Raw genomic sequence first — 17,664 nt, forward strand, 5'->3', positions numbered from 1 at the left:
AACTTAGCGGAAACTCCACTGGATGCTAATCACAAACACGCTGGGAATAATGATGCCGCTCTCAAGGGCGAAATAGTCGGTAAAGTTGTACTGAATGGCATGGTAGATATAGGGGGAAAAGCCGATCCCGGTGGCGTCCTTAAAATCTTTGTAGGAGCCATGATCGCCGCAATGCTCAAAGGCGTCGAAGAAGAATTCGCCGGTGTAGCCGTAGACCCCTTTAAAGGTCCATCCACTGCCGTTGTGGTACCAGTCTCTTCTCACCCCCAGCGCCAGGCAACGATCGTCGAAACTATTGTTCATCGTGCCAATCAGCAGACTATATTTCGAATCTTCCGAGAATTTCCGCTCTACCGAGAAAAAGTGGTTTTCAAAATTCTCAGTATATTGTCCGTGGTTATTGGTCAGATGGTAAACATAGGAACCAGTATTTACCGAATAGAGATTAATTTCTTCCGCCTGCGCGAAAGCGGCTAACCCGGCCAGGAGCATCACGCTTTTACCACGCATCATCCCTCCTCAGTCCTCTATGCCTGTCCATGAACAGAATGCTTTTGCCGTATTTACCGGTCGTTATGCTGGTGCGACACCCGACAGGAAAATGGGGGAAGATAACCGTGCCGAAATGAAAATGGAGTTCCAGAAAAGCGTAGCACACGCCTAATCCGCCAACAAACCGACCATGGCGATAGCGGAGTGGTTGATATTTCTCTCTTTACTATATTGTGCAAAAAACAGACAAAACCTCACCTGTTTTCCGCTATGCTCAGGGTCCGACGCGGAAGTTAGCCACCTGTCGACGACAGAGTTGCTGTGTACCCCTTCCTGCGTCGGCGCTCTTTCTGCTCAAGTGACGTAAACCGACAGAGCCCGTATTCCGATCGGGTCTGCGTCATTATCCCCTGTCTGATTGCCCTGTATCCGCATCCTGCACAGAACCGCTTTTTTGTACAAGTTAATAAAATTAAAAATACCTTTAAAATCAACAAATAAAATTAAAACGAAAAAATAAACCGTCTCGCTGTACATATCGTTATGAAAAAAGTTGTACATCCTGAGATCACCGACTATAGTTTTTGAGTGTTAACTGCTTGTTGCGCAACAAAGCGGGAACGCTAAACGGTTGCGTGACGAGTCTGGCGGTGGTTCCTGGTTTTGCATTTCCTGTTAGTGACTTTTCGCGTACCACCGGTACGCTGCGACTTTTATGGTCAGTTTGCTTTATACGTGGGAGAGTTCGAGCTATGCATATTAAAAATACCATTCCAGCAGAATTTGTCTTCAATTCAGCCCTGATGAAGAATATTGAAAACACGCTCATGAAGCAGCACAGCACGATCAATAATGAGCGGATGATTACGGAAATCCAGCACCGCCTGCAAACGGAAAGTAATGAAATACTTTCCGACCTCTATCTGCAGGCGTTGGATATGCTGTACAGCAAAAAACATCATCATTAAGTGATCCCACCGCGCCGACAGCAGGGACAGCCCTGCTGTGCCGGCACGCCTGGGTTTTCATCTGCTAACTGGGGCTCAAAAAATGTCACACCATAATACTTGCTATCGTTCTGAGCATTACGATCTGTGGTTTGATAATCGTTTTCTTCTCTACGGGATGTCGCTGATCCTGAATACCTTGCCGGCATCTTATTTTCGTAAAAAACATGTTTTTTTTACCAGCGACAATTATTTCGCGGTGCTTGAGCATAACTATAATCGGCGGGATACGTTATTTATTCTGTTAACTGAGGGAAACGATCTTAATTTTCTCAGTGAACTGCCTATGTTGCGCTTACCGGCAAATTCGACGCCGGAAGAATTAAAAATCTTCCTGCATCAGCCCACCCGCTATTACAAAACGCACCCGGCGCCGGGCGCCTCGGTGCAGTTTACCGAACGGGAAAAGAAAGTTATTCAGCTTATCAGCAATGGCGAAGCGGTTGCCAGCATTGGTCGTTCGCTAAATCTGCACATCAAAACCATTTATCAGATCCGGCTGAATCTGATTAAAAAGCTCGGCTGTAGCGGTAGGACCGATTTTTTTAATATCAGTCGTAGTGAAACCTTTAAATCCTGGAGTCAGATTCACCTGTAGTCAGGTGCAATAGCCCCGGCCTGTCCCCCAGACGGGGCTATTGCGTACCGTGAAAATGAATGCTGAAGCCCTGCTCCTGCCAGTGGCTGAGCAGTTCCTCCTGCAGTGGCGTGGCGGCGCGTCCGGTCCAGACAAAGATATGCTGCCCGGGGAAGAGCTCGGGCCGCGGCGACTCCAGCGGTTCAGCGAGAACGTTGACATGCCAACCGCGCTGCGAAAGACGCCATGCCTCCAGCCACAGACGCGTCCGGTCTTCATTGCTCCAGCCCACCAGCAGTGTCTCTTTACCATTTTTTTTACGCGCTTCGGCGAGAAACAGCGCCACGCAGTCAATGAGCAAGCCATCCAGCAGGCTGCTAATCACCAACGAGGTATTCTGATCGAGCTTGAGACGCTGTCGTACCGGCACTAACAGGCTATCGATGAGGGTATCAACGGGGTGTTGATGGCTCAGCGCCATTAATTTGGCGCGGATTCTGGCGGGCTGCATATAACGCAGAATGGACATCATCTCTTCCTGAAGATGCGCGGATTCGTCGCGCGCCGCCGGCAGATTATCCTCCAGCAGCGCTTTGACTTTCCCTACGGATACACCGCGCTCTATCCAGCGCTTGATCTCTTCTATGCGCAGGATATCTTCTTCATCAAACTGTCGATGCCCGCCTTCGCTGCGCTGCGGTTTCAGTAGACCGTAACGCCGCTGCCAGGCGCGCAATGTAACCGGATTGATTCCGCAACGTTCGGCGACTTCACCGATACTGTAAAACGCCATAGCAGCCTCACATCAACCTGATACTTTTTACCTAAACTAACGAATTCAGGCATCCTGTACAACTCTATTTTCTTGTACAGATAAAGATATCAGGTTGTGGCTCACAGCGCGCGGGGAAAAAGATGAAAAAATAGTAAGCTGATTTCGCGGTGGATCATTTCTTCTCCGGCCAGGCAACGGCGGGCAGGCCCCCCAGGCGGGCACCCGCGAATAAATTGCCCTGAAACTGCGAAATCCCGGCTGATTCAAGCCACATCCACTCTTCAGCACGCTCAACGCCGACGGCTGAGACCGCAATCTCCAGAGAAGTACAGCATTTGATAATCGCCTGTACAATCGACTGGCGCGGCCCGTCCTGGTGGATATTGCGGATCAGCTCATGGTCGATTTTAATTCTGTCGGGTTGGTATTGCGCCAGCAGCGACAGCCCGGCAAACCCGGCGCCGAAGTGATCGATGGCAAGATTAATCCCCGCGCCCTTCAGTTTGCGCACCGCATCGGTAAAATCGGCCATCCGCGAAATCACTTCCCGCTCAGTGAACTCGACAATAATCTGCTCCGGGATCAGGTCATTGCGACTAATTTCGTCGAGCAGGAAAGCCACCGCATTCGGCGCTTTGACCAGCGTCATCGGCAGCAAATTAATGCTTAACGCCTTATTACGTAAACCTAATTTACCCGCCAGAGACAGCGCGACGCGCTTACTGTGCAGGTCGGCGAGATAAATATCATCCCCTGCCAGCCCGGCAAAATAGGCGCCAGGAGACTGGCCGTCCGGTGTACGCAGCAGCGCTTCCCACGAGATAATTTCGCAGGCGAAAGGATCGACGATCGGCTGAAAGGCAAAAGACCAGCTTTCCGTATTATCGATAATGGGGGTGTCCGGATAAAAAGTGTCCTTATCGGGAATAAAAACCCAACTGTCCGCCGAAGGGATCTCAAAATAGTTCGCTTTTTCCGTGGATTCGACAAAAGTACGGAAAAATTGCAGCGCCCGGTCGTCATAGGTGAGCTGATATTTTGTCGTGCCCCGGTCCATCACTGTCTGTAGTACTTCCTCACGATCATGTTCCCGTAAATCAAACAGTTCCATACCGACCTTACCAAATCGACGGGACGGTGCATAATCGCAAAACAACTCCACCAGATTATAATGACGAGGATCGAGGACAATTGTTTGATAAATATCCCTTACCTTTTCTTCCGGTCCTTCAATAAGTTGAAAAAAATGCGTCCCGTTAAACAGTAATATACCGGTGACATCCGCCTGCCCATTTCTCTCGTTTGCCCTGGCAACCATGGCCTCGATCGATTTGAATGAGACATTGTCGCAAATATGGCTGCGATAAATGATGGTGGTAAGCATAGTGATTCCAGATGGGAGGGATAAGCATTCACAGTAGCAGTTATCAGGCTAATCGTCTTGCAAAACTACGTTTTATCTTAACAAAAAAGATACACTAAAAATCCACTCTTTGTGCAAGGTTTTTCTTTTTTTTCTTTTCTTGTACAACATGCAACGCTACCCCCTACCTTTACAAGCCAGGATCTCCGCAAACAAAAACAAATATTACATTAAAAATCATCATGATATAAACGATCGCTGCAATATTACGCAACTTTCTATGTACAACTTATTAATTATTGTATAAGTTTATTTGCAGTTAACAGATGAATGAAATGAAAGGAGCACATATGCAGCAGAATGGTTACATTCCAGATACAGCGAACGCAATTGCCCAGTATTTCAACAAAGCATCGTTACCTTCCCAGCAGGAAACGCTGGGTCAGATCGTGATGGATATTCTCAACGAAGGGCGCCATCTCAACCGCAAGGCCCTGTGCACCAAACTGTTGAGCCGCCTTGACAGCGCCCGTGCGCCTGAGGAAGAGAGCCACTATCAAACCTTAATTGGTTTGTTGTTTGCCGGTCAGGAATAACGTCATCGATCGTCGCCTGTTGCAACCGCAGTAGCAGATGAGGGGCGATCGCTTCCATAAACCTGCTGCTGACCTGAATGCCCGTTACCAGATTCAGGAAGAGTGTGGCATGCAGAGAGACGGTTATGAATAGCAGTGATACTGAGGAAATAACCGATGAGATCATCGGCGAGGCGGTGCTCGCGCTTCTGAAAACGAATCGCCCGATTACCACCCCGACCCTGCTGGTTCGGCTTCGGTTGATGCAGGCCACAGAGTCAGATCGCCAGCGAAGGAAAATCATCGCTGCCGTTATTGAAGAAATTTGCGCGAAGCTCGCCCTCCAGCGGAAGCACGCGCCTTTGCAGGTTAAGAAAATCAATGGCCGTTGGGAAAGCAGAGGAACGCTGGCGCAGAGCAGCATGGCGCCGGAAGCTAAAAAAATCCACTGATTGTCCCAACCATGGTGAATAAAACAGAGTGAGAATGTGATGAGACAGACTATGCATCAGCAACCCGATATTTACGCAGGACTGCAGGACACCGCGCTCTCCGACTATTTCCGTAACGCCGGTGATAAGCTGGTTGATGAGTCCGCCGTGATGTCGCTCGCCATCAACAGTATTCTCCAGTCCGAGGGTCACCTGAACAATAAGGCCATTATTTTATGGCTGATTCAGGCGCTGGAAAGCACCGATGACGTGGTGACCGCCGACGTGATCCGTAAAACGCTGGAGATTGTCGTCGGCTACACCATGGACGATATCTAAAGCCGTCACGCTTCAGGCCCGCCAGGGCAACAGCTTCCCTACAGAGCCTGTCCGCTCTGATCAAAAAAACCTCGCTGACGCGAGGTTTTTCTTTTACCGTCTGACCCTTCAGTGGGCGTTGACCACCACCCACATCGGCCCCTGCCCAACCGCATAGCGGCCTTTCTCATGCAGCAGCCCCTGCTCACCCTCAATTTCATACACTGCGATATGGTGCGATTTCTGCCCTGCGGCAATCAGATACTTACCGCTGTGATCGAGGTTAAAGCCGCGTGGCTGAGTTTCCGTCGGCTGATAGCCTTCCACTGCCAGCACGCTGCCATCTTCCGAGACGCTGAACACCGTGATGATGCTGGCGGTACGATCGCAGGCGTACAGATGACGACCGTCAGGGGTGATGTGAATATCCGCCGCCCAGCGCACGCCGGTGAAATCAGGCGGCATCATATCCAGGGTTTGTACACATTCGATATTGCCATTCGGGTCTTTCAGCTCCCAGACGTCAACGGAACTGTTCAGTTCATTGACGCAATAACCATACTGCTGGTTCGGATGGAACACCATGTGGCGCGGACCGGCGCCCTCGACGGTGGTCACTTCCGCCGGTTCCTGAGCGGAGAGGAAACCATCCTCGCTGAGGGTAAACAGGCAGATGCGATCCTGCTTCAGCGCCGGCACCCACAGGGTGCGGTTGTCCGGGGAGATATTGGCCGAGTGACACCCTTCCAGGCCTTCCACCACGGTGACGGTTTCGCCCGGCAGGCCGTCCTGCAGCGGCGTCACGCTGACGCAACCCTGATTGTAGGAGGCGCTGAAGACAAAGCGGCCATGATGATCGGTAGAAATGTGGGTCGGGCTGCCCGGCAGCGCCGCTTCTCCCGCAAAGGTCAACGCTCCGTTATCCGGCGTGATGCGATACGCTAACACGCGAAACTCCGGACGAACGCCAACGTACAGATACTCCTTATTGGGACTGACCACCATCGGCTGTACCTGCCCCGGGGCATCAACCACCTGCACCAGCGTCAGTTTGCCGTCCGCTTCAAGACTCCAGACGTGGATTTGTTGGCTTTCCGGGCTGGCGGTATAAACGGTTTGTTTCATGACTACTCCTTCCCTCACTGCACGTGGAATTTTCATTTTCAGGATAACAGCACCCTGAAAATTATAAGACATCCGCCCATGATACTCGCAAAGTCCGCTGAATTTCCGACGGACGGCGGCACAAAGGGCATACAGGCATTCACGGCAGATGTGGAAAAATTGGTCCTGACGCCACGGCGGTGTACCATCATGGCCAGGTCACTTTTCAACATCAACCGGAAATAACACATGACAACACGCGTGATTGCCCTGGATTTAGACGGCACCCTGCTCACCAGCAAAAAAACCATCCTGCCTGCTTCGCTGGAGGCACTGGCCCGCGCCAGAGAGGCGGGCTACCAGGTTATCGTCGTTACCGGACGTCATCACGTCGCTATCCATCCTTTTTATCAGGCACTGGCTCTCGATACACCTGCAATTTGTTGTAATGGCACTTATTTGTATGATTATCACGCAAAAGAGGTTTTGACAGCCGATCCTATGCCGGTAGCGCAAGCGGTAAGCCTGACGGCCATGCTCGCCGAACAGCAGATCCATGGCCTGGCGTATGTGGATGATGCGATGCTTTATGAACAGCCCACCGGGCATGTGATCCGCACCCGCAACTGGGCGCAGGCGCTGCCGGAGGATCAGCGCCCGGTCTTCCGCCAGGTCGATTCGCTGGCGCAGGCGGTCCGCGAGGTCAACGCGGTATGGAAATTTGCCCTCACCGATGAAGACATTCCCCGCCTGCAGCGCTTTGCCCGCGAGGTCGGCGAGACGCTGGGCCTGGAGTGCGAATGGTCGTGGCACGATCAGGTGGATATCGCGCGCGCCGGCAACAGCAAAGGCAAACGCCTGGCGCAATGGGTGGCCAGCCAGGGGCTGTCGATGCAGGATGTGGTGGCCTTCGGCGATAACTACAACGATCTTAGCATGCTGGAAGCGGCGGGCACTGGGGTGGCGATGGGCAATGCGGTGGACGAGGTGAAAGCTCGCGCCAGGGTGGTCATCGGCGACAATGAGTCCACCAGCATCGCCGAGTTTATCTACCGCCAGCTGCTGTAATCAGGCGGCGATCGACACGCTTTTGATCTGAGCAAACACCTGCTGACCTGGCGCTATCGCCAGGTCGTCCCGCGCCCATGGGCTAATCCTGGCCCATAGCAGACGGCCACTCACTCTGAGCTGCACTTCAATCTGTCCGTTGACCTCCAGACACTGAGCCACCTCAGCGCGCAAGATATTGCGGATGCTGGTCCCGGACGGCTGGGCCAGTGTCAGCGAAACGTCCGACGCCTGAATGCGGATCCGTGCGGTGTCGCCTGCGGGACGTTCGAGCCGGTTGACCCACAGCAGCTGGTCACCCAGCGTCAGAGCCGTCATCGCGTACTGCGGATGCTGCGCGGCGACGGTGGCGCTGAGGATCGTACTCTGCTGTTCCGCCGGCAGCCAGGGGTGCATCACGCTGCTGCTCCAGACCTCCTCCAGCGGACCAAAAGCCTTCACCTTACCGGCCTCCAGCACCAGCACGCGATCGGCCAGATGCTGGATCTCATCCAGCGAGTGGCTGACGTAGAGCATCGGAATATGGATCTCCTGCGCCAGCCGCTGCAGGTAGGGCAACAGTTCGCGTTTGCGCGGAATATCCAGCGAGGCCAGCGGCTCATCCAGCAGCAGTAGCTCCGGTGCGGTCAGCAGGGCGCGGCCGATGGCCACTCGCTGCTTTTCGCCGCCGGATAACCGGCCCGGCAGGCGATCCAGCAAGGGCGCGATCCCCAGCAATTCCACCAGCTTATCGAACTGGCTGACCATGGATTTCGCCATCCCGTAGCGCAGATTACCGCGCACTTTATAGTGGGGAAACAGGCGCGCGTCCTGAAACACATAGCCGATACGGCGCTGCTCCGGCGCCAGACAGATACGCTGGGCGGTGTCGTTCAGCACCCGGCCGTTGAGCACGATGCGCCCCGTCTGCGGCCGGGTCAGGCCGCTAATGGCGTTAATCAACGAGGTTTTGCCAGCGCCGGAGACGCCAAAGATGGCGGTGATCCCGCTGGCGGGCAGGGTTTCACGGATCTGCAGGCAGTGACTGCCGAGGATCTGGGTAAAGTCCAGCTCCAGCATCATTATCCTCCCATGCGCTGGCGGCTCACGCGGGCCAGCCATTCCGAAATCAGCAGCGAAACCAGCGCCAGTCCGATGGCGATGAGGCAGAGGCGAGCCGCCGCCCCCTCCCCGCCCGGGGTCTGGATCAAGGTGTACATCGCCGAAGGCAGGGTGCGCGTTTCGCCGGGAATATTGGAGACGAACGTGATGGTCGCGCCAAACTCCCCTAACGAGCGTGCGAAGGCCAGCACTGTGCCGACAATAATCCCCGGCAGAGTCAGCGGTAGCGTAATAGTCATAAACACTCGCCAGCGGCTGGCCCCGAGGGTTCTCGCCGCTTGCTCCAGTTTGACATCCACCCCTTCCAGCGCCAGGCGAATGGCGCGCACCATCAGCGGGAAAGACATCACCGCCGCCGCCAGCACCGCCCCGCGCCAACTGAAGGCAAAGCTGATGCCGAACCAGTCATACAGCCAACTGCCAATAAACCCGCGCCGCCCCATGGCCACCAGCAGCAGATACCCCACCACCACCGGCGGCAACACCAGCGGTAAATGGAGAATACTGTCGAGCAGCGCCTTGCCGGGAAAGGTGCGCCGAACCAGCAGCCAGGAAAAAAAGATGCCAAAAGGCAAGCTCAAGGCCACCGCCAGGGAGGAGACTTTCAGGCTCAGCAGCACCGCCTGCCATTCGGGTTCGCTCAGAAACATCAGCGGGTGGTAAATCCGTAACGTTTAAAAATCGCGGACGCTTCCGGCCCTTTCAGGTAGTCATAGAAAGCGCTCACGGCCGCATTGCGATGACCATCGACAATCGCCAGCGGGTACTCGACTTTCTGATGCGAGGCCTCCGGGAAGGTGCCGACCACTTTAACCCCTTTGCTGGCCACGGCATCGGAGCCATAGACAATCCCCAGCGGCGCTTCGTTGCGCTCCACCAGGGCCAGCGCGCCGCGCACGTCTTCCGCCGGGGCAAGTTTCGGCGACAAGGTCTCCCAGGCGCCGAGTTTCTGCAGCGCCTCTTTAGCGTAGATGCCTGCCGGAACGTGCTGCGGATCGCCCATCGCCAGACGGCCTCCTTTCAGCAGGCTGGTCCAGTCGGTTTTCTCATCAATGGTAATCGCCCCCTGCGCGCTGGCTTTCGGCGCGACCACCACCAGGCTGTTGCCAAGCAGGGTGGCACGGGTTGCCGGGTCGATGGCCTTTTTGTCTGCGGCGTAATCCATCCATTTCTGATCGGCGGAGATAAACAGATCGGCTGGTGCGCCCGCTTCAATTTGCCGCGCCAGCGTCGACGACGAGGCAAACGACGACACGACATCGACGTTTTTCTCTTTCTTATACGCCTGGGCAATATCCTGCATCGCGTTGGTTAACGATGCGGCGGCGAAAACGGTCACTTTCCCCTCTGCCGCCTGCGCCTGACCCGCGACGCACAGCGTGAGTGATACCCCGATAACCCCGCGTAACCAAGAACCTGCCATCTGAATCTCCTGTCAATGCGTTATGTATTCGACAATATAACGATATGCAGAGCATTTTTATAGTGACACAGGACAATAAAACGAAGGGAAATGATACAGGAGGGAAATAGCACAGCGCCCGGTTAAACCGGGCGCCGGGAAATCAATGATTTTGCTGGCTGCGATCTTTGTGGCCTACGCCGGAGAAGAGGTTGAACACTTCGCCAAGACCGTAAATCAGTCCCAGGATGACCGCCATCACCACCGGTACCATGATGACCGCAAAAACCAGACTTTTCAAAAGCTCTAACATGGTTCACTCCAGATAGTATGATTTGCTGATTGTAACGGTTTCAGCCGAAAAAACACGCCCCATTTGTGCGGTGGGTAATGACAAAACCGCGCACAGAGGTTTTGCAAGCGGGTGACTATCGGTCACAATACCCTTTTTTGTCAGGAAACGATTATGCAGGCCGAAATTCTTCTTACCCTTAAGCTACAGCAGCGCCTGTTTGCCGATCCCCGGCGGATCGCCCTGCTCAAACAAATTGACCAGACCGGTTCGATAAGCCAGGGGGCCAAGCACGCGGGTATCAGCTACAAAAGCGCGTGGGATGCCATCAACGAGATGAACCAGCTCAGCGAACAACCGCTGGTGGATCGCGCCACCGGCGGTAAAGGCGGCGGCGGCGCAGTGCTGACCCGCTATGGGCAGCGGCTGATCCAGCTGTACGATCTGCTGGCGCAGATCCAGCAGAAAGCGTTTGATGTGCTCAGCGATGACGATGCCCTGCCGCTGGATAGCCTGCTGGCGGCCATCTCACGCTTTTCCCTGCAGACCAGCGCCCGCAACCAGTGGTTCGGCACCATTACCGGCCGCGATCGCCAGCAGGTGCAGCAGCACGTCGAGGTACTGCTGGCCGACGGGCAGACGCGCCTGACCGTCGCCATCACCGCACAAAGCGCTGAGAAACTGGGGCTCGATGAGGGCCAGGAGGTGCTGGTCCTGCTGAAGGCGCCCTGGGTCGGCATCACCCTCGACCCCGCCGTGGCCCGCCAGGCCGATAACCAGTTGTCGGGTCGTATCAGCCATATCGAATGCGGGTCCGGGCAGTGCGAAGTACTGATGACGCTGGCCGACGGTCAGACCCTGTGCGCCACTCTGCCACAGGCGCAGACGTCTGGCCTGGCGGAAGGGACGGAGGCGATCGCTTACTTCAATGCCGATCGCATCATTCTCGCGACGTTATGCTGACCCCATTGACATTACGCGCCCGAAGTCGTATCCCTGATGCACATCGCTGCAAAAAATGGGATACATCATGTCATCATTGCAAATTTCGCAAGGCACGTTTCGCCTGAGCGATACAAAAACCTTAAAAATAGACCAGCTGAACCTGAGAGCGGGTCAAAGCTGGGCGTTTGTCGGTAGCAACGGCAGCGGCAAATCCGCCCTCGCGCGGGCTCTGGCTGGCGACCTGACCCTGCTCAGCGGCCAGCACGAAAGCCACTTCTCCCGCGTAACCCGCCTCTCCTTCGAGCAGTTGCAGAAGCTGGTCAGCGACGAGTGGCAGCGCAATAACACCGACCTGCTCAGCCCCGGCGAAGAAGACACCGGCCGCACCACCGCAGAGATTATCCAGGATGAGGTAAAAGATCCTGCCCGCTGCGCGCGCCTGGCCGAACAGTTTGGCATCAGCGCCCTGCTGGACCGCCGGTTTAAGTACCTGTCGACCGGGGAAACGCGTAAGACCCTGCTGTGTCAGGCCCTGATGACCGATCCGCAACTGCTGATCCTCGACGAACCTTTCGACGGCCTCGACGTCAACTCCCGCCAGCAGCTGGCTGCCCTGCTGGCCGACCTGCATCGCGCCGGCATCACCCTGGTGCTGGTCCTCAACCGCTTCGATGAGATCCCGGAGTTTGTACAATTCGCCGGCGTGCTGGCTGACTGCACCCTCAGCGAGACCGGCGAGAAGTCTTCCCTGCTGCAGCAGGCGCTGGTCGCCCAGCTGGCGCACAGTGAAAAACTGGACGGCATCACCCTGCCGGAGCCGGATGTTCCACCAGCCCGTCATGCGCTGGCAGACTCGGCGCCGCGTATCGTGCTCAATGACGGCGTGGTCTCCTACAACGATCGCCCGGTCATCAATCACCTCTCATGGACCGTGAACCCGGGCGAACACTGGCAGATCGTCGGCCCCAACGGCGCCGGTAAATCCACGCTGCTGAGCCTTATCACCGGCGATCATCCGCAGGGTTACAGCAACGATCTGACGCTCTTTGGCCGCCGTCGCGGCAGCGGTGAGACCATCTGGGATATTAAAAAGCATATCGGCTACGTCAGCAGCAGCCTGCATCTGGACTACCGGGTCAGCACCAACGTCCGCAACGTCATCCTGTCGGGCTATTTTGACTCTATCGGCATTTATCAGGCGGTCTCGGACAAGCAACACAAGCTGGTGCAACAGTGGCTGGATATTCTCGGCATTGATAAACGCACTGCCGACGCGCCGTTTCATAGCCTGTCGTGGGGCCAGCAGCGGCTGGCGCTTATCGTTCGCGCGCTGGTGAAGCATCCGACCCTGCTGATCCTCGATGAACCGCTGCAGGGGCTGGATCCCCTCAATCGCCAGCTGGTGCGTCGCTTTGTCGACGTGTTGATTGGCGAAGGGGCCACACAGCTGCTGTTTGTCTCGCACCATGCGGAAGATGCCCCGGACTGTATTACCCATCGCCTGGCGTTCGTTCCCAGTGGAGACGGTTACACTTATCAGCTCGGTCCTGTGGCCTGATGCCCCCTGCCGGGGGTCGAAAGATCCCTGGTATTTTTCAGAAAAATAGCGGAAAAATCACCTAACCATCTGTATTAAAAATAAAAAATTTGAATTTATGTCGTTTCACCATCAAGTGTAAACGATTCCACTAACTTGCCCTGTGTCACACTTTTCACTTCTTTGATATGCTATCTTCCTCATACACGATAAGCCGAATGGAGCGAATCATGAAAGTTCTGGTTACAGGTGGTAGCGGTTACATTGGAAGTCATACCTGCGTTCAACTGCTGCAGCAGGGACATGAGGTGGTGATCCTCGACAATCTCTGCAACAGCAAGCGCAGCGTACTGCCGGTGATTGAGCGTCTCGGCGGCAAAGAAGCCACCTTTATTGAAGGCGATATTCGTAACGAAGCGCTGATGACGGAGATCCTCCACGATCACGCCATTGAGGCGGTGATCCACTTCGCCGGGCTGAAAGCCGTCGGGGAGTCCGTCGCCAAGCCGCTGGAATATTACGATAATAACGTCACCGGCACACTGAAATTAGTTTCTGCCATGCGCGCCGCGGGCGTGAAGAACTTCATCTTTAGCTCCTCAGCTACCGTCTACGGCGACCAGCCGAAAATCCCATATGTCGAAAGCTTCCCGACCGGCACCCCGCAAAGCCCTTACGGCAAAAGCAAGCTGATGGTGGAGCAGATCCTGACCGACCTGCAGAAAGCCCAGCCGGAGTGGAGCATTGCCCTGCTGCGCTACTTCAACCCGGTCGGCGCCCACCCGTCGGGCGACATGGGGGAAGACCCGCAGGGGATCCCAAACAACCTGATGCCGTACATCGCCCAGGTCGCCGTTGGTCGTCGCGACTCGCTGGCCGTGTTTGGTAACGACTACCCGACCGAGGATGGCACCGGTGTGCGCGATTATATCCACGTGATGGATCTCGCCGATGGCCACGTCGCGGCCATGGAAAAACTGGCTGACAAAGCCGGGGTCCATATCTACAACCTTGGCGCCGGCGTCGGCAGCAGCGTGCTCGACGTGGTCAATGCTTTCAGCAAGGCCTGCGGCAAACCCATTAACTACCATTTCGCGCCGCGCCGCGATGGCGACCTCCCGGCCTACTGGGCGGATGCCGCCAAGGCCGACCGCGAGCTGAACTGGCGCGTGACGCGCAACCTGGACGAAATGGCGCAGGACACCTGGCACTGGCAGTCCCGCCATCCGCAGGGTTATCCAGACTAAGGAACCTTCATGAGCGTATTTAACCCCGTTGACCATCCACATCGTCGTTATAACCCGTTAACCGGGCAGTGGATTCTGGTTTCTCCGCATCGCGCCAAGCGCCCCTGGCAGGGGGCGCAGGAAACGCCGGCAAAACAGACCTTGCCAGCCCACGATCCGGACTGTTTCCTGTGCCCAGGTAATACCCGGGTCACCGGCGACACCAACCCGAATTACACCGGTACCTACGTGTTTACCAACGACTTTGCGGCCCTGATGACCGACACTCCGGACGCACCGGAGAGTGACGATCCGCTGATGCGCTGTCAGAGCGCGCGCGGCACCAGTCGGGTGATCTGCTTCTCGCCAGACCACAGCAAAACGCTGCCGGAACTGAGCCTTGAAGCGCTGGAAGGCGTGGTTAAAGCGTGGCAGGAACAGACCGCGGACCTCGGGAAACGCTACCCGTGGGTCCAGGTCTTTGAAAACAAAGGGGCAGCGATGGGCTGCTCCAACCCTCACCCGCATGGTCAGGTGTGGGCCAATAGCTTCCTGCCCAATGAAGCGGAACGGGAAGACCGTCTGCAGAAAGAGTATTACGCCGAACAGGGTCAGCCGATGCTGCTGGACTATGTTCAGCGCGAACTGGCCGACGGCAGCCGCACGGTGGTGGACACCGAGCACTGGCTGGCGGTCGTGCCCTACTGGGCCGCCTGGCCATTCGAAACGCTGCTGTTGCCGAAAGCGCACGTGCAGCGTATTACCGATCTCACCGACGCCCAGCGCAGCGATCTGGCGCTGGCGTTGAAAAAGCTGACCAGCCGTTACGACAACCTGTTCCAGTGCTCATTCCCCTACTCTATGGGCTGGCACGGCGCGCCGTTTAACGACGAAGACCATCACCACTGGCAGCTGCATGCCCACTTTTATCCGCCGCTGCTGCGCTCCGCGACGGTCCGCAAGTTTATGGTTGGCTATGAAATGCTGGCCGAAACCCAGCGCGATCTGACCGCCGAGCAAGCTGCCGAACGACTGCGTGCCGTCAGCGACGTCCATTTTCGTGAATCCGGAGTGTAATGATGAGTCTGAAAGAGAAAACCCAAACCCTGTTTGCTGACGCCTTCGGTTATCCGGCCAGCCATGTCATTCAGGCGCCAGGCCGCGTCAACCTGATCGGCGAGCATACCGATTACAACGACGGTTTTGTGCTGCCCTGCGCCATCGACTACCAGACGGTGATCAGCTGTGCGCCGCGCGACGATCGTACGGTGCGGGTGATTGCCGCCGATTACGACAATCAGACCGATGAGTTCTCTCTCGACGCGCCGATTATCAGCCACGACACCCAGCAGTGGTCGAACTATGTCCGCGGCGTGGTAAAGCATCTGCAGCAGCGGAACAGCCACTTTGGCGGCGCGGATCTGGTGATCAGCGGCAATGTACCGCAGGGCGCGGGATTAAGTTCCTCAGCCTCGCTGGAAGTCGCCGTCGGGACCGTTTTCCAGCAGCTGTATCATCTGCCGCTGGATGGCGCGCAAATTGCGCTGAACGGCCAGGAGGCGGAAAACCAGTTCGTCGGCTGCAACTGCGGCATCATGGATCAGCTGATTTCGGCGCTGGGTAAAAAAGACCACGCGCTGCTGATCGACTGCCGTTCGCTGGGCACCAAAGCCGTCTCGATGCCGAAAGGCGTGGCGGTGGTGATCATCAACAGCAACTTTAAGCGCACCCTCGTCGGCAGCGAGTACAACACCCGTCGTGAACAGTGCGAAACCGGCGCGCGCTTCTTCCAGCAGCCCGCCCTGCGCGATGTTACCCTCGAGCAATTTAACGCCGTCGCCCATGAGCTGGATCCGGTCGTCGCGAAGCGCGTACGCCATGTGCTGACGGAGAATGCCCGCACCGTGGAAGCCGCCAGCGCCCTCGAAAAAGGCGACCTGAAGCGGATGGGTGAGCTGATGGCCGAATCCCATGCCTCGATGCGCGATGATTTCGAGATCACCGTCCCGCAGATCGACACTCTGGTGGAGATCGTTAAGGCCGCGATCGGTGATAAAGGCGGCGTACGCATGACCGGCGGCGGCTTTGGCGGCTGCGTGGTAGCGCTGGTCCCGGAAGATCTGGTCGATACCGTTCAGCAGGCCGTTGCTAAAACGTATGAAGCGAAAACCGGTATTAAAGAGACATTCTATGTCTGCAAACCGTCACAGGGGGCAGGCCAATGGTAACGCAAACCACCGCGCTGGCGCCGGACGGCCAGCCCTGGCAGCAGGTGACCCTGCGCAATAAGGCGGGGATGACCGTTACCGTGGCGGATTGGGGCGCGACGCTGCTCAGCGCCGAGGTGCCGCTGGCTGATGGCAGCCTGCGTCATCCGCTGCTGGGCTGTGCGAAGCTGGAGGACTATGCCCGCCAGGCCGCGTTTCTTGGCGCCTCGGTAGGCCGCTACGCCAACCGTATCGGCAATAGCCGCTTCCCGCTTGACGGCCAGCTCGTCAACGTCACGCCGTCAAACGACGCGGGCCACCAGCTCCACGGCGGCCCGGAAGGGTTTGATAAGCGCCGCTGGCGCATTGTCCGCGCCGACGAGCAGGAAGTGCTGTTCGCTCTGACCTCGCCCGATGGCGATCAAGGCTTCCCCGGCACTCTGCAGGCCACCGCGCACTATCGTCTGACCGACGATAACCGCATCGCGATTACCTATCGCGCCACCGTGGACCAACCCTGCCCGGTGAACATGACCAATCACGTCTATTTCAACCTCGACGGTGACCAGCGCGACGTGCGCCAGCACCAGTTGCAGATCCTCGCCCAGAGGTATCTGCCGGTGGAAAGCGACGGTATCCCGGGTGGTGAACTCAAAGATGTTGCTAACACCAGCTTTGATTTCCGCCAGCCGAAAACCATCGCCGCCGACTTCCTCGCCGACGCCGATCAGCAAAAGGTGAAGGGATACGATCATGCCTTCCTGCTGGATGCCAAAGGCGACGCCAGCCAGCCTGCGGCGCAGGTCTGGTCGCAGGACGGCAAGCTGCAGATGACGGTCTATACCTCCGCTCCGGCGCTGCAGTTTTACTCCGGCAACTATCTCGGCGGCACCCCGTCGCAGACGACGGAGCCCTACGCCGACTGGCAGGGGCTGGCGCTGGAGAGCGAATTCCTGCCGGATTCGCCGAATCATCCGGAATGGCCGCAGCCGGACTGTGTGTTACGTCCGGGCCAGGAGTACGTCAGCCTGACGGAATATCAGTTTATCGCCTGTTAATCGCCAGCGCCCTCCGCCGGGGGCGCTGTTTTTCGTCCCCGCCCTCCTCTCTGCCGCCTCTTTTTTCAGCAACCTGCTCTATTTTCCGTCACCAAAGGACAAAAAAATAACCTGTGTTTTACAAGCACCTTACACTGAGCCACTATTTTCGCTATGGTTAGGGATAAGCATTGCCGTGAGCCAAAT

Annotated in this window: 20 protein-coding genes; 12 read left to right on the forward strand and 8 right to left on the reverse strand. The window is 56.4% G+C overall.

Translation table 11 applies throughout. The features are described 5' to 3' along the window. Window positions 1-3: 3 nt before the first annotated feature. Entirely contained in the window at window positions 4-510 is a 507-nt protein-coding gene (locus AC3EMD_RS18680; RefSeq protein WP_302074196.1) for a hypothetical protein, read from the reverse strand. A gap of 734 nt (window positions 511-1,244) precedes the next feature. Between AC3EMD_RS18680 and AC3EMD_RS18685 the strand changes: the two genes are divergently transcribed. Together AC3EMD_RS18685 and AC3EMD_RS18690 are read left to right on the forward strand one after the other, a co-directional pair. Further along, window positions 1,245-1,460, forward strand: coding sequence for a biofilm development regulator YmgB/AriR family protein (locus AC3EMD_RS18685; RefSeq protein ID WP_012968674.1), 216 nt, complete (start codon window positions 1,245-1,247; stop codon window positions 1,458-1,460). Window positions 1,461-1,542: 82 nt separating this feature from the next. Beyond that, on the forward strand, window positions 1,543-2,097 hold the full coding sequence (locus AC3EMD_RS18690) for a helix-turn-helix transcriptional regulator (protein ID WP_008805716.1): 555 nt from the start codon (window positions 1,543-1,545) through the stop codon (window positions 2,095-2,097). Between the two features lie 37 nt (window positions 2,098-2,134). Here the strand turns inward: AC3EMD_RS18690 and AC3EMD_RS18695 are convergent, their stop codons facing one another. Further along, window positions 2,135-2,869: a MerR family transcriptional regulator gene (locus AC3EMD_RS18695; protein ID WP_008805715.1), complete on the reverse strand. Its 735-nt coding sequence runs from the start codon at window positions 2,867-2,869 to the stop codon at window positions 2,135-2,137. Between the two features lie 154 nt (window positions 2,870-3,023). Next, window positions 3,024-4,235 carry a diguanylate phosphodiesterase gene (locus AC3EMD_RS18700; RefSeq protein WP_012542412.1) on the reverse strand — a complete coding sequence of 404 codons (1,212 nt, stop codon included), beginning with the start codon at window positions 4,233-4,235 and terminating at the stop codon, window positions 3,024-3,026. A gap of 329 nt (window positions 4,236-4,564) precedes the next feature. Between AC3EMD_RS18700 and ycgZ the strand changes: the two genes are divergently transcribed. The 3 genes from ycgZ (at window position 4,565) to AC3EMD_RS18715 (ending at window position 5,559) form a co-directional block, all read left to right on the forward strand. Further along, window positions 4,565-4,810 carry a regulatory protein YcgZ gene (ycgZ, locus tag AC3EMD_RS18705; protein ID WP_012542413.1) on the forward strand — a complete coding sequence of 82 codons (246 nt, stop codon included), beginning with the start codon at window positions 4,565-4,567 and terminating at the stop codon, window positions 4,808-4,810. A gap of 125 nt (window positions 4,811-4,935) precedes the next feature. Beyond that, window positions 4,936-5,241 (forward strand): hypothetical protein, encoded by a 306-nt coding sequence (locus AC3EMD_RS18710; protein ID WP_008805712.1) that lies wholly within the window; start codon window positions 4,936-4,938, stop codon window positions 5,239-5,241. A gap of 51 nt (window positions 5,242-5,292) precedes the next feature. Further along, on the forward strand, window positions 5,293-5,559 hold the full coding sequence (locus AC3EMD_RS18715; RefSeq protein WP_004886050.1) for a biofilm development regulator YmgB/AriR family protein: 267 nt from the start codon (window positions 5,293-5,295) through the stop codon (window positions 5,557-5,559). 108 nt (window positions 5,560-5,667) lie between these two features. Here the strand turns inward: AC3EMD_RS18715 and pgl are convergent, their stop codons facing one another. After that, complete coding sequence (pgl, locus tag AC3EMD_RS18720; RefSeq protein WP_012968676.1) at window positions 5,668-6,663, reverse strand: 6-phosphogluconolactonase; 996 nt, start codon at window positions 6,661-6,663, stop codon at window positions 5,668-5,670. Between the two features lie 228 nt (window positions 6,664-6,891). Between pgl and AC3EMD_RS18725 the strand changes: the two genes are divergently transcribed. Then, window positions 6,892-7,710: a pyridoxal phosphatase gene (locus tag AC3EMD_RS18725; protein ID WP_032753892.1), complete on the forward strand. Its 819-nt coding sequence runs from the start codon at window positions 6,892-6,894 to the stop codon at window positions 7,708-7,710. On the opposite strand, the gene modC is transcribed toward AC3EMD_RS18725, so the two are convergent. The 4 genes from modC to AC3EMD_RS18745 all read right to left on the reverse strand — a co-directional run bounded on the left by modC (window position 7,711) and on the right by AC3EMD_RS18745 (window position 10,526). Beyond that, the gene (modC, locus tag AC3EMD_RS18730) at window positions 7,711-8,769 is read right to left on the reverse strand and encodes a molybdenum ABC transporter ATP-binding protein ModC (protein ID WP_016160515.1); all 1,059 of its coding nucleotides are present in this window, start codon (window positions 8,767-8,769) and stop codon (window positions 7,711-7,713) included. It abuts the gene before it with no gap. Window positions 8,770-8,771: 2 nt separating this feature from the next. Then, window positions 8,772-9,461, reverse strand: a complete 690-nt coding sequence (gene modB / locus AC3EMD_RS18735) for a molybdate ABC transporter permease subunit (RefSeq protein WP_008805707.1) — start codon at window positions 9,459-9,461, stop codon at window positions 8,772-8,774. Next, window positions 9,461-10,234 carry a molybdate ABC transporter substrate-binding protein gene (gene modA, locus AC3EMD_RS18740; protein ID WP_302073639.1) on the reverse strand — a complete coding sequence of 258 codons (774 nt, stop codon included), beginning with the start codon at window positions 10,232-10,234 and terminating at the stop codon, window positions 9,461-9,463. The genes modB and modA overlap by 1 nt, the downstream gene beginning before the upstream one ends. A gap of 142 nt (window positions 10,235-10,376) precedes the next feature. Then, window positions 10,377-10,526, reverse strand: a complete 150-nt coding sequence (locus AC3EMD_RS18745) for an AcrZ family multidrug efflux pump-associated protein (RefSeq protein WP_002895156.1) — start codon at window positions 10,524-10,526, stop codon at window positions 10,377-10,379. Window positions 10,527-10,679: 153 nt separating this feature from the next. Between AC3EMD_RS18745 and modE the strand changes: the two genes are divergently transcribed. The 6 genes from modE to galM all read left to right on the forward strand — a co-directional run bounded on the left by modE (window position 10,680) and on the right by galM (window position 17,478). Beyond that, on the forward strand, window positions 10,680-11,468 hold the full coding sequence (modE, locus tag AC3EMD_RS18750) for a molybdenum-dependent transcriptional regulator (RefSeq protein ID WP_008805705.1): 789 nt from the start codon (window positions 10,680-10,682) through the stop codon (window positions 11,466-11,468). A gap of 67 nt (window positions 11,469-11,535) precedes the next feature. Then, on the forward strand, window positions 11,536-13,008 hold the full coding sequence (modF, locus tag AC3EMD_RS18755) for a molybdate ABC transporter ATP-binding protein ModF (protein WP_012542418.1): 1,473 nt from the start codon (window positions 11,536-11,538) through the stop codon (window positions 13,006-13,008). A gap of 209 nt (window positions 13,009-13,217) precedes the next feature. Continuing rightward, window positions 13,218-14,234 carry a UDP-glucose 4-epimerase GalE gene (gene galE / locus AC3EMD_RS18760; RefSeq protein ID WP_012542419.1) on the forward strand — a complete coding sequence of 339 codons (1,017 nt, stop codon included), beginning with the start codon at window positions 13,218-13,220 and terminating at the stop codon, window positions 14,232-14,234. Between the two features lie 9 nt (window positions 14,235-14,243). After that, the gene (galT, locus tag AC3EMD_RS18765) at window positions 14,244-15,290 is read left to right on the forward strand and encodes a galactose-1-phosphate uridylyltransferase (RefSeq protein ID WP_038422275.1); all 1,047 of its coding nucleotides are present in this window, start codon (window positions 14,244-14,246) and stop codon (window positions 15,288-15,290) included. Between the two features lie 2 nt (window positions 15,291-15,292). After that, window positions 15,293-16,441, forward strand: coding sequence for a galactokinase (gene galK / locus AC3EMD_RS18770; RefSeq protein WP_061155300.1), 1,149 nt, complete (start codon window positions 15,293-15,295; stop codon window positions 16,439-16,441). Beyond that, window positions 16,435-17,478 carry a galactose-1-epimerase gene (galM, locus tag AC3EMD_RS18775; RefSeq protein ID WP_008805700.1) on the forward strand — a complete coding sequence of 348 codons (1,044 nt, stop codon included), beginning with the start codon at window positions 16,435-16,437 and terminating at the stop codon, window positions 17,476-17,478. The genes galK and galM overlap by 7 nt, the downstream gene beginning before the upstream one ends. Window positions 17,479-17,664: the final 186 nt, after the last annotated feature.

This window comes from Klebsiella sp. PK18, from assembly GCF_057784655.1.

Bases quoted from the DNA above. Each gene is read 5' to 3' on its own strand.
- ycgZ (WP_012542413.1), top strand. From the start codon at position 4,565: ATGCAGCAGAATGGTTACATTCCAGATACAGCGAACGCAATTGCCCAG.
- AC3EMD_RS18680 (WP_302074196.1), bottom strand. From the start codon at position 510: ATGCGTGGTAAAAGCGTGATGCTCCTGGCCGGGTTAGCCGCTTTCGCG.
- pgl (WP_012968676.1), bottom strand. From the start codon at position 6,663: ATGAAACAAACCGTTTATACCGCCAGCCCGGAAAGCCAACAAATCCAC.
- AC3EMD_RS18725 (WP_032753892.1), top strand. From the start codon at position 6,892: ATGACAACACGCGTGATTGCCCTGGATTTAGACGGCACCCTGCTCACC.
- modA (WP_302073639.1), bottom strand. From the start codon at position 10,234: ATGGCAGGTTCTTGGTTACGCGGGGTTATCGGGGTATCACTCACGCTG.
- galT (WP_038422275.1), top strand. From the start codon at position 14,244: ATGAGCGTATTTAACCCCGTTGACCATCCACATCGTCGTTATAACCCG.
- modC (WP_016160515.1), bottom strand. From the start codon at position 8,769: ATGCTGGAGCTGGACTTTACCCAGATCCTCGGCAGTCACTGCCTGCAG.
- AC3EMD_RS18715 (WP_004886050.1), top strand. From the start codon at position 5,293: ATGCATCAGCAACCCGATATTTACGCAGGACTGCAGGACACCGCGCTC.
- AC3EMD_RS18695 (WP_008805715.1), bottom strand. From the start codon at position 2,869: ATGGCGTTTTACAGTATCGGTGAAGTCGCCGAACGTTGCGGAATCAAT.
- AC3EMD_RS18745 (WP_002895156.1), bottom strand. From the start codon at position 10,526: ATGTTAGAGCTTTTGAAAAGTCTGGTTTTTGCGGTCATCATGGTACCG.
- galM (WP_008805700.1), top strand. From the start codon at position 16,435: ATGGTAACGCAAACCACCGCGCTGGCGCCGGACGGCCAGCCCTGGCAG.
- modF (WP_012542418.1), top strand. From the start codon at position 11,536: ATGTCATCATTGCAAATTTCGCAAGGCACGTTTCGCCTGAGCGATACA.
- AC3EMD_RS18690 (WP_008805716.1), top strand. From the start codon at position 1,543: ATGTCACACCATAATACTTGCTATCGTTCTGAGCATTACGATCTGTGG.
- modE (WP_008805705.1), top strand. From the start codon at position 10,680: ATGCAGGCCGAAATTCTTCTTACCCTTAAGCTACAGCAGCGCCTGTTT.
- modB (WP_008805707.1), bottom strand. From the start codon at position 9,461: ATGTTTCTGAGCGAACCCGAATGGCAGGCGGTGCTGCTGAGCCTGAAA.
- galK (WP_061155300.1), top strand. From the start codon at position 15,293: ATGAGTCTGAAAGAGAAAACCCAAACCCTGTTTGCTGACGCCTTCGGT.
- galE (WP_012542419.1), top strand. From the start codon at position 13,218: ATGAAAGTTCTGGTTACAGGTGGTAGCGGTTACATTGGAAGTCATACC.
- AC3EMD_RS18710 (WP_008805712.1), top strand. From the start codon at position 4,936: ATGAATAGCAGTGATACTGAGGAAATAACCGATGAGATCATCGGCGAG.
- AC3EMD_RS18685 (WP_012968674.1), top strand. From the start codon at position 1,245: ATGCATATTAAAAATACCATTCCAGCAGAATTTGTCTTCAATTCAGCC.
- AC3EMD_RS18700 (WP_012542412.1), bottom strand. From the start codon at position 4,235: ATGCTTACCACCATCATTTATCGCAGCCATATTTGCGACAATGTCTCA.